The organism is uncultured Zoogloea sp., from assembly GCF_937894855.1.
In the GTDB taxonomy this organism is placed as follows: Bacteria; Pseudomonadota; Gammaproteobacteria; order Burkholderiales; family Rhodocyclaceae; genus Zoogloea; species Zoogloea oryzae.
In genome coordinates this window covers 1-19438 of sequence record NZ_CALAYQ010000133.1, presented here as the reverse complement: position 1 = coordinate 19438, position 19438 = coordinate 1, and the positions used below count along the sequence as shown (strand labels likewise).

General features: G+C 65.1%; 14 protein-coding genes and 1 pseudogene. 13 read left to right on the top strand and 2 right to left on the bottom strand.

Annotation, left to right across the window (positions count from 1 at the left end; all coding sequences use genetic code 11):
• Window positions 1-93: 93 nt before the first annotated feature.
• The gene (locus tag Q0672_RS15265; protein WP_298623516.1) at window positions 94-1911 is read right to left on the bottom strand and encodes a sigma-54-dependent Fis family transcriptional regulator; all 1818 of its coding nucleotides are present in this window, start codon (window positions 1909-1911) and stop codon (window positions 94-96) included.
• A 695-nt stretch (window positions 1912-2606) separates the two neighbouring features.
• Between Q0672_RS15265 and benA the strand changes: the two genes are divergently transcribed.
• The 12 genes from benA (at window position 2607) to Q0672_RS15205 (ending at window position 17376) form a co-directional block, all read left to right on the top strand.
• Entirely contained in the window at window positions 2607-3929 is a 1323-nt protein-coding gene (gene benA, locus Q0672_RS15260; protein ID WP_367179968.1) for a benzoate 1,2-dioxygenase large subunit, read from the top strand.
• Window positions 3929-4414: a benzoate 1,2-dioxygenase small subunit gene (gene benB / locus Q0672_RS15255; protein ID WP_298623512.1), complete on the top strand. Its 486-nt coding sequence runs from the start codon at window positions 3929-3931 to the stop codon at window positions 4412-4414. Before benA ends, benB begins: the two co-directional genes overlap by 1 nt.
• A gap of 67 nt (window positions 4415-4481) precedes the next feature.
• Window positions 4482-5495 (top strand): benzoate 1,2-dioxygenase electron transfer component BenC, encoded by a 1014-nt coding sequence (gene benC / locus Q0672_RS15250; RefSeq protein ID WP_298623510.1) that lies wholly within the window; start codon window positions 4482-4484, stop codon window positions 5493-5495.
• A 1-nt stretch (window position 5496) separates the two neighbouring features.
• Window positions 5497-6282 carry a benzoate diol dehydrogenase BenD gene (gene benD, locus Q0672_RS15245; RefSeq protein ID WP_298623507.1) on the top strand — a complete coding sequence of 262 codons (786 nt, stop codon included), beginning with the start codon at window positions 5497-5499 and terminating at the stop codon, window positions 6280-6282.
• 58 nt (window positions 6283-6340) lie between these two features.
• The gene (locus tag Q0672_RS15240) at window positions 6341-7654 is read left to right on the top strand and encodes an MFS transporter (RefSeq protein ID WP_298623506.1); all 1314 of its coding nucleotides are present in this window, start codon (window positions 6341-6343) and stop codon (window positions 7652-7654) included.
• Between the two features lie 350 nt (window positions 7655-8004).
• A complete protein-coding gene (locus tag Q0672_RS15235) occupies window positions 8005-8952 on the top strand; it encodes a catechol 2,3-dioxygenase (protein ID WP_298623504.1) in 948 nt (315 codons plus the stop codon).
• A gap of 216 nt (window positions 8953-9168) precedes the next feature.
• The gene (locus tag Q0672_RS15230) at window positions 9169-10629 is read left to right on the top strand and encodes a 2-hydroxymuconic semialdehyde dehydrogenase (protein WP_298623503.1); all 1461 of its coding nucleotides are present in this window, start codon (window positions 9169-9171) and stop codon (window positions 10627-10629) included.
• Between the two features lie 10 nt (window positions 10630-10639).
• Window positions 10640-11479 (top strand): alpha/beta fold hydrolase, encoded by an 840-nt coding sequence (locus tag Q0672_RS15225; RefSeq protein ID WP_298623502.1) that lies wholly within the window; start codon window positions 10640-10642, stop codon window positions 11477-11479.
• A gap of 20 nt (window positions 11480-11499) precedes the next feature.
• Window positions 11500-12285 (top strand): 2-oxopent-4-enoate hydratase, encoded by a 786-nt coding sequence (gene dmpE, locus Q0672_RS15220; RefSeq protein ID WP_298623518.1) that lies wholly within the window; start codon window positions 11500-11502, stop codon window positions 12283-12285.
• A 34-nt stretch (window positions 12286-12319) separates the two neighbouring features.
• Window positions 12320-13108: a 2-oxo-3-hexenedioate decarboxylase gene (gene dmpH, locus Q0672_RS15215; RefSeq protein WP_298623501.1), complete on the top strand. Its 789-nt coding sequence runs from the start codon at window positions 12320-12322 to the stop codon at window positions 13106-13108.
• Between the two features lie 162 nt (window positions 13109-13270).
• Window positions 13271-16810 carry an indolepyruvate ferredoxin oxidoreductase family protein gene (locus tag Q0672_RS15210; protein WP_298623500.1) on the top strand — a complete coding sequence of 1180 codons (3540 nt, stop codon included), beginning with the start codon at window positions 13271-13273 and terminating at the stop codon, window positions 16808-16810.
• Window positions 16811-17022: 212 nt separating this feature from the next.
• On the top strand, window positions 17023-17376 hold the full coding sequence (locus Q0672_RS15205; RefSeq protein WP_298623498.1) for a lipopolysaccharide assembly LapA domain-containing protein: 354 nt from the start codon (window positions 17023-17025) through the stop codon (window positions 17374-17376).
• A gap of 89 nt (window positions 17377-17465) precedes the next feature.
• Here the strand turns inward: Q0672_RS15205 and Q0672_RS15200 are convergent.
• A pseudogene (locus tag Q0672_RS15200) lies at window positions 17466-18935 on the bottom strand (alanine--tRNA ligase-related protein); the annotation flags it as partial.
• 279 nt (window positions 18936-19214) lie between these two features.
• Here Q0672_RS15200 and Q0672_RS15195 point away from each other — a divergent pair.
• The coding region (locus Q0672_RS15195; RefSeq protein ID WP_298623497.1) for a hypothetical protein at window positions 19215-19438 on the top strand (224 nt) is incomplete at its 3' end.

Sequence of the window (19438 nt, the reverse complement as noted above, 5' to 3'; positions counted from 1 at the left end):
CCGCGCTGAACAACTGCGCTGCGAAGAGGGCCGAATTATAAAGAACTATCAGAAGCCGTCAAGAGGTTTGGCGAAATTAATTCAAAACAGACCTCAGTCTCCGTCATGAACGATGCCGCGGCTCTTCAGCCGATACACCATCTGCGGCCGGGTGATGCCCAGCAGGCGCGCCGCAGCCGCAATGTTGCCCCCGGCCCGTTCGACCGCCCGCTTGAGTAGCAGCGTTTCGATTTCGTCGAGGGAGACGTTCTCGCACTCGTTGCCATCCCCCAGCAGCAGGTTGTTCACGCCGCGGCTGACCCGGTCGAACTCGCAGGCCTGATCCGGCCCAGAGACCAGCGACGCAGGATCGCTGGCCACCAGACGCCCTTCACGACCCACTTCAAAGCGCTGCTCGCCAAACAGCTCTCCACTCGTAAACAGATGCGGCGAATCGATGGCGCCGTTCTCCGGCGCGAGGATCGCTCCGCGCTCGATCACGTTTTCGATCTCGCGCACATTGCCCGGCCAGTCATAGGACAGCATGGCATCCACCGCCCGCTGGGTGAAGCCGGTGAGATGGCGCCCGTGCAGCCGATTGAACTTGGTGAGGAAGTGGGTCATCAGCAGCGGGATGTCTTCCCGGCGCTCGCGCAGCGGCGAGATGCGGATCGGGAACACATTGAGGCGGAAGAACAGATCCTCACGAAAACGCCCCGCGCGCACCTCCTCGCGAAGATCGACGTTGGTCGCGGCGATCACCCGCACATCGACCTGACGGGTGCAGGTGTCACCGAGGCGTTCGACTTCGCCTTCCTGCAGCACCCGCAGCAGCTTGCCCTGGGCGATGGCGCTGAGGGTGCCGATCTCGTCGAGGAACAGGGTGCCGCCATCGGCGCGCTCGAAACGGCCGGGCCGGCTCTGCATGGCGCCACTGAAGGCGCCCCGCTCGACGCCAAAGAGTTCGGACTCGATCAGCTGCTCGGGAATCGCCGCACAGTTGATGGCCACAAACGGCTTGTCGCTGCGATTGCTCAGGCGATGCAGGTTGCGGGCAAAGACTTCCTTGCCCACCCCGCTCTCGCCTAGAAAGAGCACCGTCGCCTGGGTGGGCGCCACGCGCTTCACCATATGGAGGGCGGCGGCGTAGCTGGGCGAGATGCCCACCGGGCCGCTCTTCTGGCCATCGTCCTCGACGGGACGGCCCACCGTGCTGGCCGGGCGCCCGCCGGGCAGGGCCGGATGCTGGGTGAGGGTCTCGGGCATCATGTAGCGGAGATCCTCAATGCCCTCCTCGCCCCATTCTTCCACTAACTTGCCGACGATGCGGCACGCCGAATGCCTCATCGACTGGCATTCGACCTCCCGGTACAGCACCTGGCGGCCCATGAACTCGGTCGAGAAACCCGACGCGTAGCCGATCTGCATCCAGCAGGCGGGTTCGCTGCCGATGGGGAAGTGGCGCATGTGCTCTTCGTCCTCGACCTGGCTCGTCCAGATGAACTCGCCGTAGTGCTGGCCCCGAGCCACATCGAACTCGAGCCGGACGGGCTCGGAGATGCCGATGCCCTCGAGGCAGTGCATCTGCGGGCCGACGACGAACATGTCGCGCAGCGACGTGCGGGAGCGGACCTTGCGGGCCATCTGGGCATCGTGGACGCCGGCGTGGTAGCCCATCCGCGTCATGAAGCCACGGGCGACGTCGATGCCGAGGGCTTCGATCATCTCGCGGCGCAGCGTACCGAGGGACTTGGCGTGGATGAGCAGCATGCGCTGGTCGTCCAGCCAGATGCGGCCGTCGCTCGTCGAGAAACGCAACCTGGCGAGCAGGTCGGAAAAATCAGGAAAACGAAGCTTGTCGTGCTCGACCGATTCGGGGTCGACGATCGGCTTTCCCCGCACGGCCGGCGATGTCCTGGTGACGGTCTTCATGCCTGCTCCCCGGGCGTCTGGCGCGCCTTGCTTCTCATCTTGTCTCCATCCTCATGCTCGTTGTTGCGGTTGCAGCGGGCCACTCGAGCCAGCGTGCTCCGTCTTTAGCTTTTAAAGATACGCCGGCTTGAGGGAAAGGAACAACGCAATGAAGCCGACTATGCACGGATTGATGCATATTGCGCCACAATATTTATGGACGCATTAAATCATTTGATTCACAACGCCCGCCAGCCCCCTCTCCCCGGCCGCCCCCGCGCCCATGCAAAAAGGGTTCCGCATTCCGGAACAACCCTTTTGCGACAAGGGGATACCTCCGCCAGCCGGCCCCGGCCAGCGGGTCATGGCACAGCTCCTGCTAAATCATGAGGCAGAAGGCGACCAAGTGAGCAAATGCTCGACACCTCATCCGGCCGCCCCAAAACGCCCCCAGAGAGGCACACCAAAGGAGACGGCCATGCAGCACCTCTTGCGCCATCGCGGCCACCACCGCTAGCCAGACCCGCAGCAAGCCCTCCCGCCCAGACAGCCGACCCGCGCCGACGCCGGTCGTCACGGACGTCTGTTGCCTGGAAAAACGAAACAAGAGGGGTCGCCAAACCCCGAAGCAGTCCCTTGATTTAGACCATGGATAGGAGATCAGCGTGACCCAAACCACCCAAGACAGCCAACTCAAGATTTCGAAGTTGGAAGCGATGCTGGAGGAGGACCCGGCGAAGCAGGTGTACCGCATTGACCGTGCGGCCTTCACCGACCAGGAGCTGTTCGAGCTCGAGATGAAGTACATCTTTGAAGGCAACTGGATCTTCATGGCCCACGAAAGCCAGATCCCGAACCCGAACGACTACTACACCCTGTACGTCGGCCGTCAGCCGGTGATCATCACCCGCGACAAGAATGGCCAGCTTCACGCCATGGCCAACACCTGCACCCACCGCGGCGCAACCCTGGCCCGCCACAAGAAGGGCAACAAGTCGAGCTTCACCTGCCCGTTCCACGGCTGGACCTTCAACAACGCCGGCAAGCTGCTCAAGGTGAAGGACCAGAACCCGGACGCCGGCTACCCCGAGTGCTTCAACAAGGACGGCAGCCACGACCTCGTCAAGCTCGGTGCCTTCGAGAGCTACCGTGGCTTCCTGTTCGGCTCCCTCAACCCGGACGTCGTGCCCCTCGTCGAGCACCTGGGTGAAGCCACCAAGATCATCGACATGATCGTCGACCAGGCCCCGGACGGCATCGAAGTCCTGCGCGGCTCCGGCGCCTACACCTTCGACGCCAACTGGAAGCTTCAGGCCGAGAACGGCGCCGACGGCTACCACGTCACCGCCACCCACTGGAACTACGCCGCCACCCAGGGCCGCCGCACCACCGACGGCAAGGTCGACACCATCAAGGCGATGAGCGCCGGCGGCTGGGCCCGCCAGGGCGGCGGCTCCTACTCGTTCAAGAACGGCCACATGCTGCTGTGGACCAACTGGGCCAACCCCGAAGACCGTCCCCTGTGGGGCAAGCGCGCCGAGTGGGTCGAGAAGTTCGGCGAAGCCCGCGCCGACTGGATGCTGAAGAAGTCGCGCAACCTGTGCCTGTACCCGAACGTGTACCTGATGGACCAGTTCAGCTCGCAGATCCGCGTGCTGCGCCCCCTGTCGGTCGACAAGACCGAGGCCGTCATCTACTGCATCGCGCCGAAGGGCGAAGCCCCGGACGCCCGCCAGCGCCGCCTGCGCCAGTACGAAGACTTCTTCAACGCCACCGGCATGGCCACTCCGGACGATCTGGAAGAGTTCCGCTCCTGCCAGCACGGCTTCAACGCCCGCATCGTCAAGTGGAACGACATGACCCGCGGCGCCACCCACTGGGTGCAGGGCCCGGACGAGAACGCCGACCTGATCGGCCTCAAGCCGGAACTGTCGGGCGTCAAGACCGAGGACGAAGGCCTGTACGTGATGCAGCACCAGTTCTGGGTCGAAGTCATGAAGAAAGCCATCCTCGCTGAACAAGAAAACGGAGCCAACTAATGCTGTCCTACGAAGCCATCCAAGCCTTTGTCTTTCAAGAAGCCCGCGCCCTCGATGAGCGCCGCTGGAACGACTGGCTGTCGTTCTACGCCGACGACGTGGAGTTCTGGATGCCGTCGTGGGATGACGACGACACCCTGACCGACGACCCGCACAGCCAGGTCTCGCTGATCTACTACGCCAACAAGCAGGGCCTCGAAGACCGCGTCTTCCGGATCGAGACCGACCGCTCCAGCGCCACCATCCCGGACACCCGCCACTGCCACCTCATCACCAACCTCGAGGTGCTGGCCCAGGACGAGACGAGCGCCAGGGTCCGTTTCAACTGGGCGACCCACAGCTTCCGCTACGACATCCTCGACACCTACTTCGGCTACTCCGAGTACACGATCGACACGTCTGGCGAGAAGCCCCTGATCAAGAAGAAGTACGTGGTCCTGAAGAACGACTACATCCATCACGTTCTCGACATCTACCACATCTGATTCATTGATCGACGACGGCCCGCCTCCGGGCGGGCCGAGCACCACCCTCGCAGAGAAGGACAACTCCATGCCGTACAACATCGCCCTGCAATTCGAAGACGGGGTCACCCGCATCATCCAGTGCGACGCCGACGAACTGGTGGCCGACGCGGCCTACCGCGCCAAGATCAACATCCCGCTCGACTGCCGCGACGGCGCCTGCGGCACCTGCAAATGCCACTGCGAGAGCGGCACCTACACCCAGGGTGTCTATATTGAAGACGCCCTCACCGACGAAGAGGCTTCCCAGGGCTACATCCTCACCTGCCAGATGAAGCCGGCCTCCGACTGCGTGATCCGCATCCCGGCCTCGTCCGCCGCGTGCAAGACCGAAGTCGCCACCCACAGCGCCACCCTCACCGAGATCGACCGCAACTCGCCGACCACCGTCTCCTTCAAGCTCGAAGCCGACAAGGCGATCTCCTTCCTGCCCGGCCAGTACGTGAACCTCGTCGTCCCCGGCACCCAGGAAACCCGCGCCTACTCCTTCAGCAGCGCCCCCAACCAGACCGGCGTCAGCTTCCTGATCCGTGACGTGCCGAACGGCCTGATGAGCACCTTCATGCGCCAGAAGGCCAGCACCGGCGACACCATGACCTTCACCGGCCCCTTCGGCAGCTTCTACCTGCGCCCGGTCGAACGCCCCGTGCTGATGCTCGCCGGCGGCACCGGCCTCGCCCCGTTCCTGTCGATGCTGCTGTCCCTCCAGAACAACCCGCCCGCCCAGCCGATCCTGCTGGCCTACGGCGTGAATACCAACGACGACCTCGTCGAGCTGGAAACCCTGGCCGCCCTCAAGGCCGCCATCCCCAGCCTCGAGTTCTTCACCGTCGTCGTCGACCCGGCCAGCGGCCACCCGAAGACCGGCTACGTCACCGACCACCTCACGCCCGCCCAACTCAACGACGGCAACGTGGATGTGTACGTCTGCGGCCCCCCGCCGATGGTCGAAGGCGTGCGCAAGTGGATGGACGGCGCCGGCGTCACCCCCAACAGCTTCCACTTCGAGAAGTTCTCGTCGTCCACCGCAGGAGCCCACTGACATGGCCGGCGCAAACCGTTTCAAGAAGAAGGTCGTCATCGTCACCGGCGCCGCCCAGGGCATCGGCCGCGGCGTCGCCCTGCAGGCCGCGGCCGAAGGCGGCGCCGTGGTGGCGGTGGACCGCTCCGACCTGGTGAAGGACGTCGTCGCCGAAATCAAGGAGGCCGGCGGCAAGGCCATCGCCGTGCAGGCCGACCTCGAAACCTTCGCCGGCGCCCAGTCGGTGATGGATGCCGCCCTCAAAAAGCACAAGCGCATCGACGTGCTCATCAACAACGTCGGCGGCACCATCTGGGCCAAGCCTTTCGAGTTCTACGAAGAAGCCCAGATCGAGGCCGAGATCCGCCGCTCGCTCTTTCCCACCCTGTGGTGCTGCCGCGCCGTGCTGCCGGCCATGCTGGCCCAGAAGAAGGGCGTGATCGTGAACGTGTCGTCCATCGCCACCCGTGGCGTGCATCGCGTGCCCTACTCGGCGGCCAAGGGCGGCGTAAATGCCCTCACCGCCTCCATCGCCATGGAGCACACCAGGGACGGCATCCGCATCAACGCCACCGCCCCCGGCGGCACCGAAGCCCCGCCCCGGCGCATCCCGCGCAACGCCGAGCCGCGCTCCGCGCCGGAAACCGAGTGGTACCAGGGCGTCATCGACCAGACCATCGACTCCAGCCTGATGCACCGCTACGGCACGATCGACGAGCAGGTCGCCCCGATCCTCTTTCTGGCCTCGGACGAGTCCGCCTACATCACCGGAACGATCATCCCGGTCGGTGGCGGCGACCTCGGCTGAAGCCATTACCCCGGCGTCCCACACCCGCCAGCCCATAACTACATAAATCGAGAGACAAATGGCCCGAGTAGACATCCACCACCTGTCAGACCACGCGAAGTTCAACGGCTTCCACGGCATCGTCCTGTTCTGGTGCGCCCTCATCATCATCTTCGACGGCTACGATCTCGCCGTCGCCGGCATCGCCCTCCCCTCGATCATGAAGGAGATGGGCGTCACCCCCGCCACGGCCGGCTACATGGTCAGTTCAGCCCTGTTCGGGATGATGTTCGGGGCGATCTTCCTCGGCACCATCGCCGACAAGATCGGCCGCCGCTGGGCCATCGTGATCTGCATCGTGCTGTTCAGCGCCTTCACCGCCGCTGCCGGCATGACAACCGACCCGGTCAGCTTCAGCGTGACCCGCTTCCTGGCCGGCCTCGGCATCGGTGGCGTGATGCCCAACGTCGTCGCCCAGATGACCGAGTACTCGCCCCGCAAGATGCGCAGCACGCTGGTGACGCTGATGTTCAGCGGCTACGCGGTGGGTGGCATGCTCGCCGCGGTGCTGGGCAAGGGCCTGATCGAAAGCTACGGCTGGTCCTACGTGTTCTTCGCCGCCGCTGCGCCGATGGTGCTGATCCCCTTCGTGCTCAAGTCGCTGCCCGAGTCGATGCCCTTCCTCATCAAGACCGGCCGCATCGACGAGCTGAAGGCGATCGTCCAGCGCCTCGAGCCGAGCTACACCCCGTCGGCCGCCGACGAGTTTGCCCTGCCCGCCGCCCACAAGGCCCACGGCGCGCCGATCGGCAAGCTGTTCCAGGAAGGCCGCGGTTTCTCGACCCTGATGTTCTGGGTCACCTTCTTCATGTGCTTGTTCATGGTGTATGCCCTCAGCTCCTGGCTCACCAAGCTCATGGCCAGCGCCGGCTACAGCCTCGGCTCCGCCCTCACCTTCGTGCTCGTGCTCAACTTCGGCGCGATGATCGGGGCCATCGGTGGTGGCTGGCTGGCTGACCGTTTTCACATCAAGTACGTGCTCCTCGGCTTCTACGCGCTCGCCGCGGTGTCGATCACGCTGCTTGGCTACAAGGTGCCGACCGAGGTGCTGTTCATCCTGGTGGGCCTGGCTGGCGCCTCGACCATCGGCACCCAGATCCTGACCTACGCTTATGTGGGTCAGTACTACCCGATGTCGGTGCGCTCCACCGGCATCGGGTGGGCTTCTGGCGTGGGACGCAGCGGCGCCATCCTCGCCCCGATCGTGATCGGCATGCTGGTGGGCATGAAGCTCCCGCTCGAGCAGAACTTCATGGCCATCGCCGTCCCCGCCGTGATCGCTCTGATCTCCGTCGCGCTCATCAACACCCGCCGCTCGGCCACCGCCCACTGATCCACCCGCAGCGCCCCGGCCACCGACACGGTGCCGGGGCCCGCAAACCCCGCGTTGCCTGCGGCCCCGAACAGGCCGACACCCCGGCGCGGGCTTCACCGCCCAACCCGCCGCAGTGCGTCCTCTCAAAAAATATCGATATTGCTGATAAATTTTGAGACTTTTGGCTATGCTATGGGGCGTGCACGTTTTTGCGCGCACAAGCAGCACGAGATGCTTCACCCGCAGAGCGACCTACGGGTCGAAACAGCCGAGGGACTGCACACGCAGCCCGACCGGTACAAGTCGATCGCCCGGTTTCGGGTTTCAGGCGACGACGCACATAAATCAACCCGAAGAGGAGATATTGAATGGCACTCACCGGCGTATTGCGCCCCGGGCACGTCTCGATCCGCGTGCTCGAACTGGAACCGGCCGTCAAGCATTACCGCGACGTGCTCGGCCTCATCGAAGTCGCCCGCGACGCCCAGAACCGCGTCTACCTGAAGGGGTGGGACGAACAGGACCACAGCAGCGTGATCCTGCGTGAAGCCGACGAAGCCGGCATGGATTACATGGGCTGGAAGGTTGACTCCCCCGCCACCCTCAAGAAGCTGGCCGCCGATGTGGAAGCATCCGGCCTCGCCACCGAGATGAGCTGGGTTCCCGCCGGCGAGCTGCTCGCCACCGGCGAACGCTTCCGCTTCACGGTGCCCACCGGCCACGTGATGGAGCTCTACGCCCAGAAGGACATCGTTGGCAACAACTGCGGCACCGACGGGCAGGACGTCAACCCGGACCCGTGGCCCGACAACCTGAAGGGCATCGCCCCGTCGCGCTTCGACCACTGCCTGCTGTACGGCGATGACCTCGACGGCACCGTCAAGCTGTTCATGGAAGTGCTGGGCTTCGGCCTCGCCGAGAAGGTCTGCCTGTCCGAAAACAAGGACTTCATGATCGGCGCCTTCCTGTCCTGCTCGAACAAGGCCCACGACGTGGCCTTCATCCGCCAGCCGGTGAAGGGCAAGTTCCACCACGCCTCGTTCGAACTGCGCAGTTGGGAGCAGGTCCTGCGTGCCGGCGACATTCTGTCGCGCACCAAGACCTCCATCGACATCGGCCCGACCCGTCACGGCATCACCCGCGGCGAGACGATCTACTTCTTCGACCCGTCGGGCAACCGCAACGAGGTCTTCGCCGGTGGTTACATCTACTACCCGGACAAGCCGCCCATCACCTGGTACGACGAGTCCCTCGGACCGGCGATCTTCTACCACGATCGCAAGCTCAACGAAGCCTTCCTGAGCGTGTTCACCTGATCAGAAACACCGACCGCGCACCGGCCTCCGATGCGCGGTTTTTTCCTTCTGATCCGCCTTAAAAAAATATCGAGATTTTTAAAAAATATCGGAAAATAGGCTATTCTATCGATCGTGAATCCTTTCACGCTCACTGCCTTACCGATGGATGAACAGCCGGTCGATGCGGAGCACAGCGGTGAGCAGGGCCGAGACACCACTAAAAGAGAGTACGACATGAAAGAGATCAAGAATTTCATCAACGGTGAGTACGTCACCAACCTCAGCGGCAAGACCTACGAGAAGCGCAACCCGGTCGACAACTCGCTGATCGGCATGGTCTATGAAGCCGGCCAGCCCGAAGTGGACGCCGCCGTCGCCGCCGCCAAGGCCGCCCTGAAGGGCCCCTGGGGCAAGCTGTCGGTGGTCGAGCGCTGCGCCATGCTCGACGCCATCGTTGCCGAGATCAACAACCGCTTCGACGACTTCCTGCAGGCCGAGATCGCCGACACCGGCAAGCCGGCCCACCTCGCCTCGCACATCGACATCCCGCGCGGCGCGGCCAACTTCAAGATCTTCACCGACACGATCAAGAACGTGTCCACCGAATCCTTCGAGATGCGCACCCCGGACGGCAAGACTGCCCGCTCCTACGGCGTGCGCACCCCGCGCGGCGTCATCGGCATCATCTGCCCGTGGAACCTGCCGCTGCTGCTGATGACCTGGAAGGCCGGCCCGGCGCTCGCCTGCGGCAACACCGTGGTCGTGAAGCCCTCCGAAGACACCCCCAGCACCGCCACCCTGCTGGGTGAAGTGATGAACAAGGTCGGCGTACCCCCCGGCGTGTACAACGTGGTGAACGGCTACGGCGTGAACTCCGCCGGCTCCTTCCTCACCGCCCACCCGGACGTGAACGGCATCACCTTCACCGGCGAGACCCGCACCGGCACCGCCATCATGCAGGCCGCCGCCGTCGGCATCCGCCCGGTGTCGCTGGAGCTGGGCGGCAAGAACGCCGCCGTCGTGTTTGCCGACGCCGACTTCGACAACGCCGTCGCCACGGTCACCCGCTCCTGCTTCGAGAACGCCGGCCAGGTGTGCCTCGGCACCGAGCGCGTGTACGTCGAGCGCCCGATCTTCGACAAGTTCGTCGCCGCCCTCAAGGAAAAAGCCGAGCAGATGAAGCCGGGCCGCCCCTTCGACCACGACACCAAGATCGGCCCGCTGGTCAGCAAGAAGCACCAGGCCAAGGTGCTGGGCATGTACGCCAAGGCCAAGGAAGAAGGCGCCAACATCGTCTTCGGCGGCGGCATCCCCGACATGCCGGAAGACCTGAAGGACGGCTGCTGGGTCGAGCCCACCATCTGGACCGGCCTGCCGGAAACCGCCACCGTCGTCACCGAAGAAATCTTCGGGCCGTGCTGCCACATCAGCCCGTTCGACAGCGAAGACGAAGTGCTGAACAAGGTCAACGCCAACCGCTACGGCCTTGCCACTTCCATCCACACCCAGGACATCAGCCGCGCCATGCGCCTGGCCAACGCCATCGAAGTGGGCCTGTGCTGGGTCAACAGCTGGTTCCTGCGCGACCTGCGCACCCCGTTCGGCGGCTCCAAGCAGTCCGGCATCGGCCGTGAAGGCGGCCTGCACTCGCTGGAGTTCTACACCGAGCTGCGCAACGTGATGGTCAAGTACTGAGCCACCGGCGATGATTCAGAATCCCGAAATCGGCACGCGCGTTCGCACCGGCGGGTTCGAGACCAACGTCCATGACGTGGGCAGCGGCGCCTCGGTGCTGCTGATCCACGGCTCGGGCCCGGGCGTCTCCGCCTGGGCCAACTGGCGGCTGGTGATCCCCGCGCTGGCGAAGGATCGCCGGGTGATCGCCCCGGACATGGTGGGCTTCGGCTACACCGACCGTCCGGCAGGCATCCAGTACGGCATGGACACCTGGGTCCAGCAGGCCCTCGATCTGCTCGACGCCCTCGGGCTCGAGCAGGTGGACCTGGTGGGCAACTCCTTCGGCGGCGCCCTGGCCATGGCCCTGGCGATCCGCGCGCCCCAGCGGGTGCGCCGGCTGGTGCTGATGGGTTCGGTCGGCGTGCCCTTCGAGATCACCGAAGGGCTCGACGCGGTGTGGGGCTACCAGCCCTCCTTCGAAGCCATGCGCGGGATCATGGATTACTTCGCCTGGAGCCGTGAGCTCGTCTCCGACGAACTCGCCGAGCTGCGTTACCAGGCAAGCATCCGCCCGGGCTTCCAGGAGTCCTTCGCGGCCATGTTCCCCGCCCCGCGCCAGCGCTGGGTGGACGCCATGACCAGCCGCGAAGCCGACATCCGCGCCCTGCCCCACGAGACCCTGATCATCCACGGCCGCGAAGACAAGGTGATTCCGCTATCCAACTCGCTTACCCTTGCCGAGTGGATTGCGAACGCCCAGCTTCATGTGTTCGGCCACTGCGGCCACTGGACGCAGATCGAACACAACGCCCGCTTCAACCGGCTCGTCGGCGACTTCCTCGCCGAAGCCGACCAGCAGACTTCCTGACATCCGAGGTTTTCCCCATGTTGAACAAATCCAAGATCGAACAATACGGCGACGAACTCTACAACGCCCTCGTCACCCGTACCCCCGTCGCCCCGCTGACCGACCGCGAAGCCGAGATCACCATCGAGGACGCCTACCAGATCCAGCAGCGCATGATCGCCCGCCGCCTCGAAGCTACCGGCGAGACCATCATCGGCAAGAAGATCGGCGTGACCAGCAAGGTCGTGATGGACATGCTCAAGGTCAACCAGCCCGACTTCGGCATGCTCACCTCCGGCATGGTCTTCAACGAAGGCGAGGCCGTCGACACCAGCAAGATGATCGCCCCGCGCGCCGAGGCCGAAGTGGCCTTCATCCTCAAGTCCGACCTGATGGGCCCGGGCGTCACCGCCGCCGACGTGCTGCGCGCCACCGAATGCGTGGTGCCCTGCTTCGAGATCGTCGATTCCCGCATCCAGGACTGGAAGATCAAGATCCAGGACACCGTCGCCGACAACGCCTCGTGTGGCGTGCTCACCCTCGGCGGCCGTCGCAAGAGCCCGCGTGACATCGACCTGGCCCTGGCCGGCATGGTCCTCGAGAAGAACGGCGAAGTGATCAGCACCTCCACCGGCGCCGCCGTGCAAGGCTCCCCGGTCAACGCCGTGGCCTGGCTCGCCAACACCCTCGGCCGCCTGGGCATCGGCCTCAAGGCCGGCGAAGTGATCCTGTCCGGCTCCCAGTCCCCGCTCGTCCCGGTCAAGGCCGGCGACAGCCTGGTGTGCTCCGTCGGCGGCCTCGGCAGCACCTCGGTCCGCTTCATCTGACACTGAATAACTGAATAAAAGAGAGACACAGCCAATGAAACTCGACAACGCAACCATTCTGAAGCTCGCCGAGCACCTCGAAAACGCCGAACTGCAGGCCCACGACGTCACCAAGATCACCGACGACTACCCGGACATGGACTGGGATGACGCCTACGCCATCCAGGACGAGATCCGCCGCCGCAAGGAGGCCCGCGGCAACAAGGTCGCCGGCCTCAAGTGCGGCCTGACCTCCTTCGCCAAGATGAAGCAGATGGGCGTCGAGACCCCGGTGTTCGGCTTCGTCGCCGACTACATGTCCCGCCCGGACGGCGGCGAGATCAAGCACGCCGAGCTGATCCACCCGAAGGTCGAGGCCGAGATCTGCATCGTCACCAAGGCCCCGCTGAAGGGCCCCGGCTGCCACGTGGGCGCCGTGATGGCCGCCGTGGATTTCGTGCTGCCGGCCGTCGAGATCATCGACTCCCGCTACCGTGACTTCAAGTTCGACCTGAAGAGCGTGATCGCCGACAACACCTCGTCGTCGCGCTTCGTGATCGGCGGCAACATGCGTAACCTCGACGAACTCGACCTGCGCACCCTGGGCGTGGTGCTCGAGATCAACGGCGAGATCAAGGCCATGGCCGCCGGCGCCGCCGTGCTGGGCCACCCGCTGGCCGCCGTCGCCATGCTGGCCAACCACCTGGGCGCCCGCGGCCAGGAGATCCCGGCCGGCACCTTCATCATGACCGGCGGCGTCACCGAGGCCATCGCGGTCAACCCGGGCGACAACGTGAACGTGCGCTTCCAGGATCTGGGCTCCGTCTCGATGCGCTTCGTGTAAGCGCCCTTGGCGCGGCGGGCTACCCGGCCGGCCGCGCCAGCACCCGATTCAACAACCGGTCAGCATCGATCCGGTGACCGCCACCACGGCCGTCACCGGCCTTCGCACGAGAGCAGCAGGCAGGGCGCCGACCGGGAGGGGACACACAAGAGGACAACAAAAATGTCATCCAAGCAAGACCTCAGCAACACCTTCACGCGCGAGAGCGGCGAGATCCACCTGGGCGGGATCGACGCAATCGTGCGCCTCACGCTGGACCAGATCCGCACCGACGCCCGGCGCGGCCTGAAGACCGGCATGTTCATCTCCGGCTACCGGGGCTCCCCCGTCGGCATGCTCGACGCGGCCCTCATCAAGCAGCAGAAGCTGCTGGTCGAGAACAACATCAAGTTCGTCGACGGCCTGAACGAAGACCTCGCCGCCACCGCCGTGTGGGGCACCCAGATGATGCACACCGTCGGCAAGCCGAAGTTCGATGGCGTGACCGGCATGTGGTACGGCAAGGCGCCGGGCGTGGATCGCTCGGGCGACGCCCTCAAGCACGCCAACTACACCGGCATCGGCAAGAACGGCGGCGTGCTCGCCATCGCCGGCGACGACCCCAGCTGCAAGAGTTCGTCCCTGTGCTCGCAATCCGAGCCGATGCTCTTCCACGTGGGCATTCCGTCGCTCTACCCGGCCAACGTGCAGGAAATCCTCGACCTGGGCCTGCACGGCTACCAGATGTCGCGCCTCGCCGGCGTGTGGATGGGCATGAAGATCGTCACCAACGTGGCCGACGGCACCGGCACCGCCAATGTCGATCCGGCCCGCCTCAACTTCATCACCCCGGATCTGACCTTCGACGGCAAGCTCTTCACGCCCAACATGAACCTGGGCATGAACGTGCGCGTCGAGGCGCTGGAGATGGAGCAGTCGCTCTACACCCGCCGCCTGGAAGTGGTGAAGCGCTACGCCCGCGAGAACAAGCTCAACAACATCGTGATCCCCAACCCGGACGCGTGGCTCGGGATCATCACCGCCGGCAAGACCTACAACGACCTGATGCAGGCCTTCCTCGAGATGGGCCTGGACGACGCCGCGCTGCGCCGCTACGGCATCCGCGTGCTCAAGATGGGCATGCTGTTCCCGATGGAACCGACCATCGTCCGCGAGTTTGCCGAAGGCCTCGAAGAGATCTTCGTGATCGAAGAGAAGCGTCCCTTCCTCGAGATGTTCGCCAAGCAGGTGCTGTACGGCCGCGCCAACGCGCCGCGCATCGTCGGCAAGTTCGACGAGGAAGAAAAGGAGCTGCTGCCCCACTACGGCGAGTTCGAATCCGACGTGATCGTGCGGGCGCTGCTCAAGCGCCTCGGCCGCAAGACGCGCATCGAATCCGCCGAAGCCTGGCTCAAGCGCCTCGACGAGATCCACGCCCGCACCAAGCTGCCGACCACCGCCCGCACCGCCTGGTACTGCTCCGGCTGCCCGCACAACAGCTCCACCGTGGCGCCGGAAGGCACCATCGTGTCGGCCGGCATCGGCTGTCACACCATGGCCATGTGGATGAACCGCAACGTGGTGATGGGCACCCACATGGGGGCCGAAGGCGCCCAGTGGATCGGCATGGCGCCCTTCACCGAGACCGGCCACATCTTCCAGAACATGGGCGATGGCACCTACGCCCACTCGGGCAGCCTGGCGATCCGCTACGCCGCCTCGGCCGGGGTGAACATCACCTTCAAGCTGCTGGTCAATGCCCACACCTCGATGACCGGCGGCCAGGCGATCCAGGGCGCCAACCCGGTGGCCAACATGGTGTCCGACCTGCTCGCCAACGGCGTGCGCCGCGTGATCGTGACCACCGACGAGCCGGGCAAGTATTCCGGCGTGTCCCTGGCCGGCCACACCGAAGTCTGGCACCGCGACCGCCTCGACGAAGCCCAGCGCGAACTGGCTTCCACCCCCGGCACCACCGTGCTGATCCACGACCAGGAATGCGCCGCCGAGCTGCGTCGCGCCCGCAGCCGTGGCAAGGCCGAAGAGCCGGCCGAGGTGGTCGTCATCAACGAGCGCGTGTGCGAAGGCTGCGGCGACTGCGGCGAGAAGTCCAACTGCATGAGCGTGGAGCCGGTGCAGACCGAGTTCGGCCGCAAGACGCGCATCCACCAGTCGTCGTGCAACAAGGATTTCTCGTGCGTGAAGGGCTTCTGCCCGTCCTTCCTGACCGTCACCCCCAACCCGGCGCCGGCCTCGGAGGGCGCGCCCAAGAAGAAGAAAGGCCGCATCCCGGTGCTCGACCGCGCGCTGCCTGATCCGGTCAACAAGATCGACGACACCATCGGCGTGGGCATCCACGTGATGGGCATCGGCGGCACGGGTTCCGTCACCGTCGTGGCCACCCTCGCCAACGCCGCGCGCCTCGAAGGCAAGCACGTCATCGGCCTCGACCAGACCGGCCTCGCCCAGAAGGGCGGCGCGGTGATCTCCGACATCAAGATCACCCACAAGCCGTTCCAGGGTTCCAACAAGATCTCCGACGGGCGTGCCGACCTGTACCTGGGCTTCGACATCCTGAACGCGACCGATCCGAAGAACCTGGACAAGTGCGGCCCCAACCGCACCATCGCCATCGTCTCCACCACCCAGACGCCCACCGGCCAGATGGTCACCAACCGGCGCAACCAGTTCCCGGCCGTGGCCGCCCTGACCGCCGGCATCGACCGCGTCACCCGCAAGGACGACAACGTCTTCCTGGACGGCCAGGCGATGGCCGAGGGCCTCTTCGGCGATGCGATGGCGACCAACAACTTCATGGTCGGCGTGGCCTTCCAGGCGGGCACCATTCCGCTGAAGGCCGAATCCATCGAGCAGGCGATCAAGAACTCCGGCGTGGGGGTCGAGCAAAGCCTCGCCGCCTTCCGCTGGGGCCGCATGGTGGTGGTGGATCGCGCCTTCGTCGAAGCCGAGATTGCCCGTCAGGCCGGCGCCGGGGTCTTCACCCTCAACCCGCAGCCGCAGCTGTCGGCCGCCGCCCGGGCGATCGTCGACTCGGTCGGCGCCCAGGGCGAGGTGAAGCGGCTGATCGAGGTGCGCGTGCCCGAGCTGATCGCCTTCCAGGACGAAGCCTATGCCAAGCGCTACGCCGACGTGATCAAGCGCGTCGTCGCCGCCGAGCAGCGCGTGCTGCCGGGCAGCGCCCTCTCCGAGGCGGCCGCCCGCTACCTGTACAAGCTGATGGCCTACAAGGACGAGTACGAAGTCGCCCGCCTGCACACCGACCCGGCCTTCCTGGCCCAGCTCGACGCGCAGTTCAAGCACGGCTACACGGTCAAGTACAACCTGGCGCCCCCGCTGCTGGCAGACCGCGATCCGACCACCGGCCACCTGCAGAAGAAGCAGTACGGCCAGTGGATGTTCAAGGCCTTCCAGCGCCTCGCCGGTCTCAAGAAGCTGCGTGGCGGCGCCCTCGACCTGTTCGGCAAGACCGAGGAACGCCGCACCGAGCGCGACCTGATCGACGAGTACATCAAGACCCTCGACGAGATCGTCACCAAGCTCTCGCCCAGCAACCACGCAGCGGCGGTCGCCCTTGCCAGCGTGCCGGACGAGATCCGCGGCTTCGGCCACGTGAAGGAGAAGAACCTGGCCGTGGCCCGCAAGCTGCAGGCCGAGCGGCTCGACGCCTTCCGCACTGCCCAGGCCGAGCGCCTGACCGCCTGACGCGCACCACGCGCCAGACAGGTAGCAAGACCGACGCCCCGTGGCCTCACCCGCCACGGGGCGTTCTTCATTGAAGCTGCGGGTAGCGCGACGGGCTACTCGCGCATTCGATTGGAAACCGGCAGCACAGCCAGCGATACCCATCCTGGGCTGTGGGCTGCGCATGGAATGCACTAGAATCGACCTGGTCCGCCAATAACAAGGAGAAGGCCATGCAACTGCTCACCCTGGTCGGCATGCTGATCACGATTGCCAGCGTCATCTTTGCCACCGCCAACACGACCGAAGTGACGGTCACGCTGCTGGGCTCATCCTTCACCGGCCCCCTGGGCGTCCTGCTCCTGGTGGCGCTTGCCATCGGCGGGCTGATCGTCGCGCTGGTCTCCACCCCGGGCACCCTGCGCCGCCAGTGGCGCATCAAGCACCTGGACAAGCGGGTGGCCGAACTCGAGAAAACCTGCGCAGCCCAGAAGGAGCGCATCGAGCGCCTCGAGCGGGGCGAGAGCGTGCCGGAGATCACCTCAGCGGCGGCGTTCGACGTGAATGCCTCGCGGCTGATGTTCTGACCGCCCGGCCCGCGATCACCGCGGGTTTCGCGGCTTCCAAAAAACAAACCCGGCTCAAGGCCGGGTTTGTTTTTGTGCGGGGATGCGGCTTACAGCTTGCCGGCCACCCAGCCGACCACCGAATCCAGCGCCGCGGGCAGCGCCGCCGCATCGGTACCGCCGGCCTGGGCCATGTCCGGACGGCCGCCGCCCTTGCCGCCCACCTGTTGGGCCACAAAGTTGACCAGCTCGCCAGCCTTGACCTTACCGGTGAGATCGGCGGTGACGCCGGCGATCAGGCTCACCTTGCCGTCATTGACGCTAGCCAGCACCACGGCGGCGCTCTTCAGCTTGTCCTTCAGCTTGTCGAGGGTTTCGCGCAGGGTCGCCACGTCGGCGCCTTCCAGCGTCGCGGCGAGCACCTTGGCGCCGGCCACGTCGGCGGCCTGATTGACCAGATCGTCGCCCTGGCTGGCGGCGAGCTTGCTCTTGAGGCGGGCGATTTCTTTCTCCGCCGCGTGCAGCTTCGCCTTGAGCTTCGCAGCTTGCTCGGTAGCGGTAGAGCCCGCGACAGATGCAAAACCAAGCTCAAAAGACAGGTTTTCGTAATCATCAAACACGCGCTGAACGAGGCCGACGGCCACATCGCCGCACACCGCCTCGATCCGCCGCACGCCGGCCGCCACGCCGCCTTCGAGGGTGATCTTGAACAGGCCGATGTCGCCGGTGCGCGCCACGTGGGTGCCGCCGCAGAGTTCCTTCGACGAGCCGATGGTGAGCACGCGCACTTCGTCGCCGTACTTCTCGCCGAAGAGCATCATCGCGCCGGTCTTCTGGGCGGATTCGATGTCCATCACGCTGGCGTCGGTGGCGGCGTTGGCGATGATCTCGTCGTTCACGATGCGCTCGATGCGGGCGATCTCTTCGGCCGTCACCGGCTGGGTGTGGGCGAAGTCGAAGCGGGTCTTGTCGGGATCGACCTGCGAACCCTTCTGCTGCACGTGATCGCCCAGCACTTCGCGCAGGGCCTTGTGCATCAGGTGGGTGGCGGAGTGGTGGCGGGCGGTGCGGGCGCGGGCCTGCAGATCCACCTTGGCGGTCACGCCGTTGCCCACGGTGAGCTTGCCGGTGGTGACCACGCCGTGGTGGCCGAACACGGTGGCCTGGATCTTCTGGGTGTCTTCCACCGCGAAGATGCCGTGCACGGAGCGCAGCTCGCCCCGGTCGCCCACCTGGCCGCCGGATTCGGCGTAGAACGGGGTGTCTTCCAGCACCACCACGCCCATGTCGCCTTCGGCGAGTTCATTGACGGGCACGCCATCCTTGTAGAGCGCCAGGATGTTGCCCTTGTGCTCCAGAGTGTCGTAGCCGTGGAAGGTGGTGGCCGGGCCGTCGTACTCGAGGTTGGCGGCCATCTTGAACTTGCCGGCGGCGCGGGCCTGCTCCTTCTGGCGGGCCATGGCGGCGTCGAAGGCGGCGCCGTCGACGGTCACGTTGCGCTCGCGGCACACGTCGGCGGTGAGGTCGAGCGGGAAGCCGAAGGTGTCGTGGAGCTTGAAGGCGGTCTCGCCGTTGAACACGGATCCACTGGGCGACCACACTCGAACGTCGAATCTCCCCGGCAATTCAGCTTCAAGCCAACGCTTTACCTCAACCGCATCAAGCGCATCTTTATCGCTCAGACGCACAAACACAACCGAGTCGAAACGAGACCCTTTGGCATGACTATCCTCAGGGCGCAACTTCATCAGCCCCAGCAGAGAGTTCTTGATCGACTCGAAGCTCTTATTAAAACGCCCCAAATCGAAGAAGTCATAGCGCTGGAAGCTCCCGGCAGTTTCACGAAGTGAAAATAACCAATGCTCACCAACATTCTCGACGGGTGTCTTGAGCGGACCCACAACAAGACCACCTGCGCCTTGTTGCTCCAACTCTTGAACGAGGAGGTCCACTCCAATGGCCTTCTCCAATATTTCCATGCCTTGCTCGATGGTGGCGAAGAAGCGGTCTTCCTCTTGCTTGAGGATGTCGGTGACGCGCTGCTGGCCGGCCTTGAGTTCGGGGTAGGCCTCGCCCATCTCGG

Bases quoted from the DNA above. Each gene is read 5' to 3' on its own strand.
- Q0672_RS15265 (WP_298623516.1), bottom strand. From the start codon at position 1,911: ATGAAGACCGTCACCAGGACATCGCCGGCCGTGCGGGGAAAGCCGATC.
- benA (WP_367179968.1), top strand. From the start codon at position 2,607: ATGCTGGAGGAGGACCCGGCGAAGCAGGTGTACCGCATTGACCGTGCG.
- benB (WP_298623512.1), top strand. From the start codon at position 3,929: ATGCTGTCCTACGAAGCCATCCAAGCCTTTGTCTTTCAAGAAGCCCGC.
- benC (WP_298623510.1), top strand. From the start codon at position 4,482: ATGCCGTACAACATCGCCCTGCAATTCGAAGACGGGGTCACCCGCATC.
- benD (WP_298623507.1), top strand. From the start codon at position 5,497: ATGGCCGGCGCAAACCGTTTCAAGAAGAAGGTCGTCATCGTCACCGGC.
- Q0672_RS15240 (WP_298623506.1), top strand. From the start codon at position 6,341: ATGGCCCGAGTAGACATCCACCACCTGTCAGACCACGCGAAGTTCAAC.
- Q0672_RS15235 (WP_298623504.1), top strand. From the start codon at position 8,005: ATGGCACTCACCGGCGTATTGCGCCCCGGGCACGTCTCGATCCGCGTG.
- Q0672_RS15230 (WP_298623503.1), top strand. From the start codon at position 9,169: ATGAAAGAGATCAAGAATTTCATCAACGGTGAGTACGTCACCAACCTC.
- Q0672_RS15225 (WP_298623502.1), top strand. From the start codon at position 10,640: ATGATTCAGAATCCCGAAATCGGCACGCGCGTTCGCACCGGCGGGTTC.
- dmpH (WP_298623501.1), top strand. From the start codon at position 12,320: ATGAAACTCGACAACGCAACCATTCTGAAGCTCGCCGAGCACCTCGAA.
- Q0672_RS15210 (WP_298623500.1), top strand. From the start codon at position 13,271: ATGTCATCCAAGCAAGACCTCAGCAACACCTTCACGCGCGAGAGCGGC.
- Q0672_RS15205 (WP_298623498.1), top strand. From the start codon at position 17,023: ATGCAACTGCTCACCCTGGTCGGCATGCTGATCACGATTGCCAGCGTC.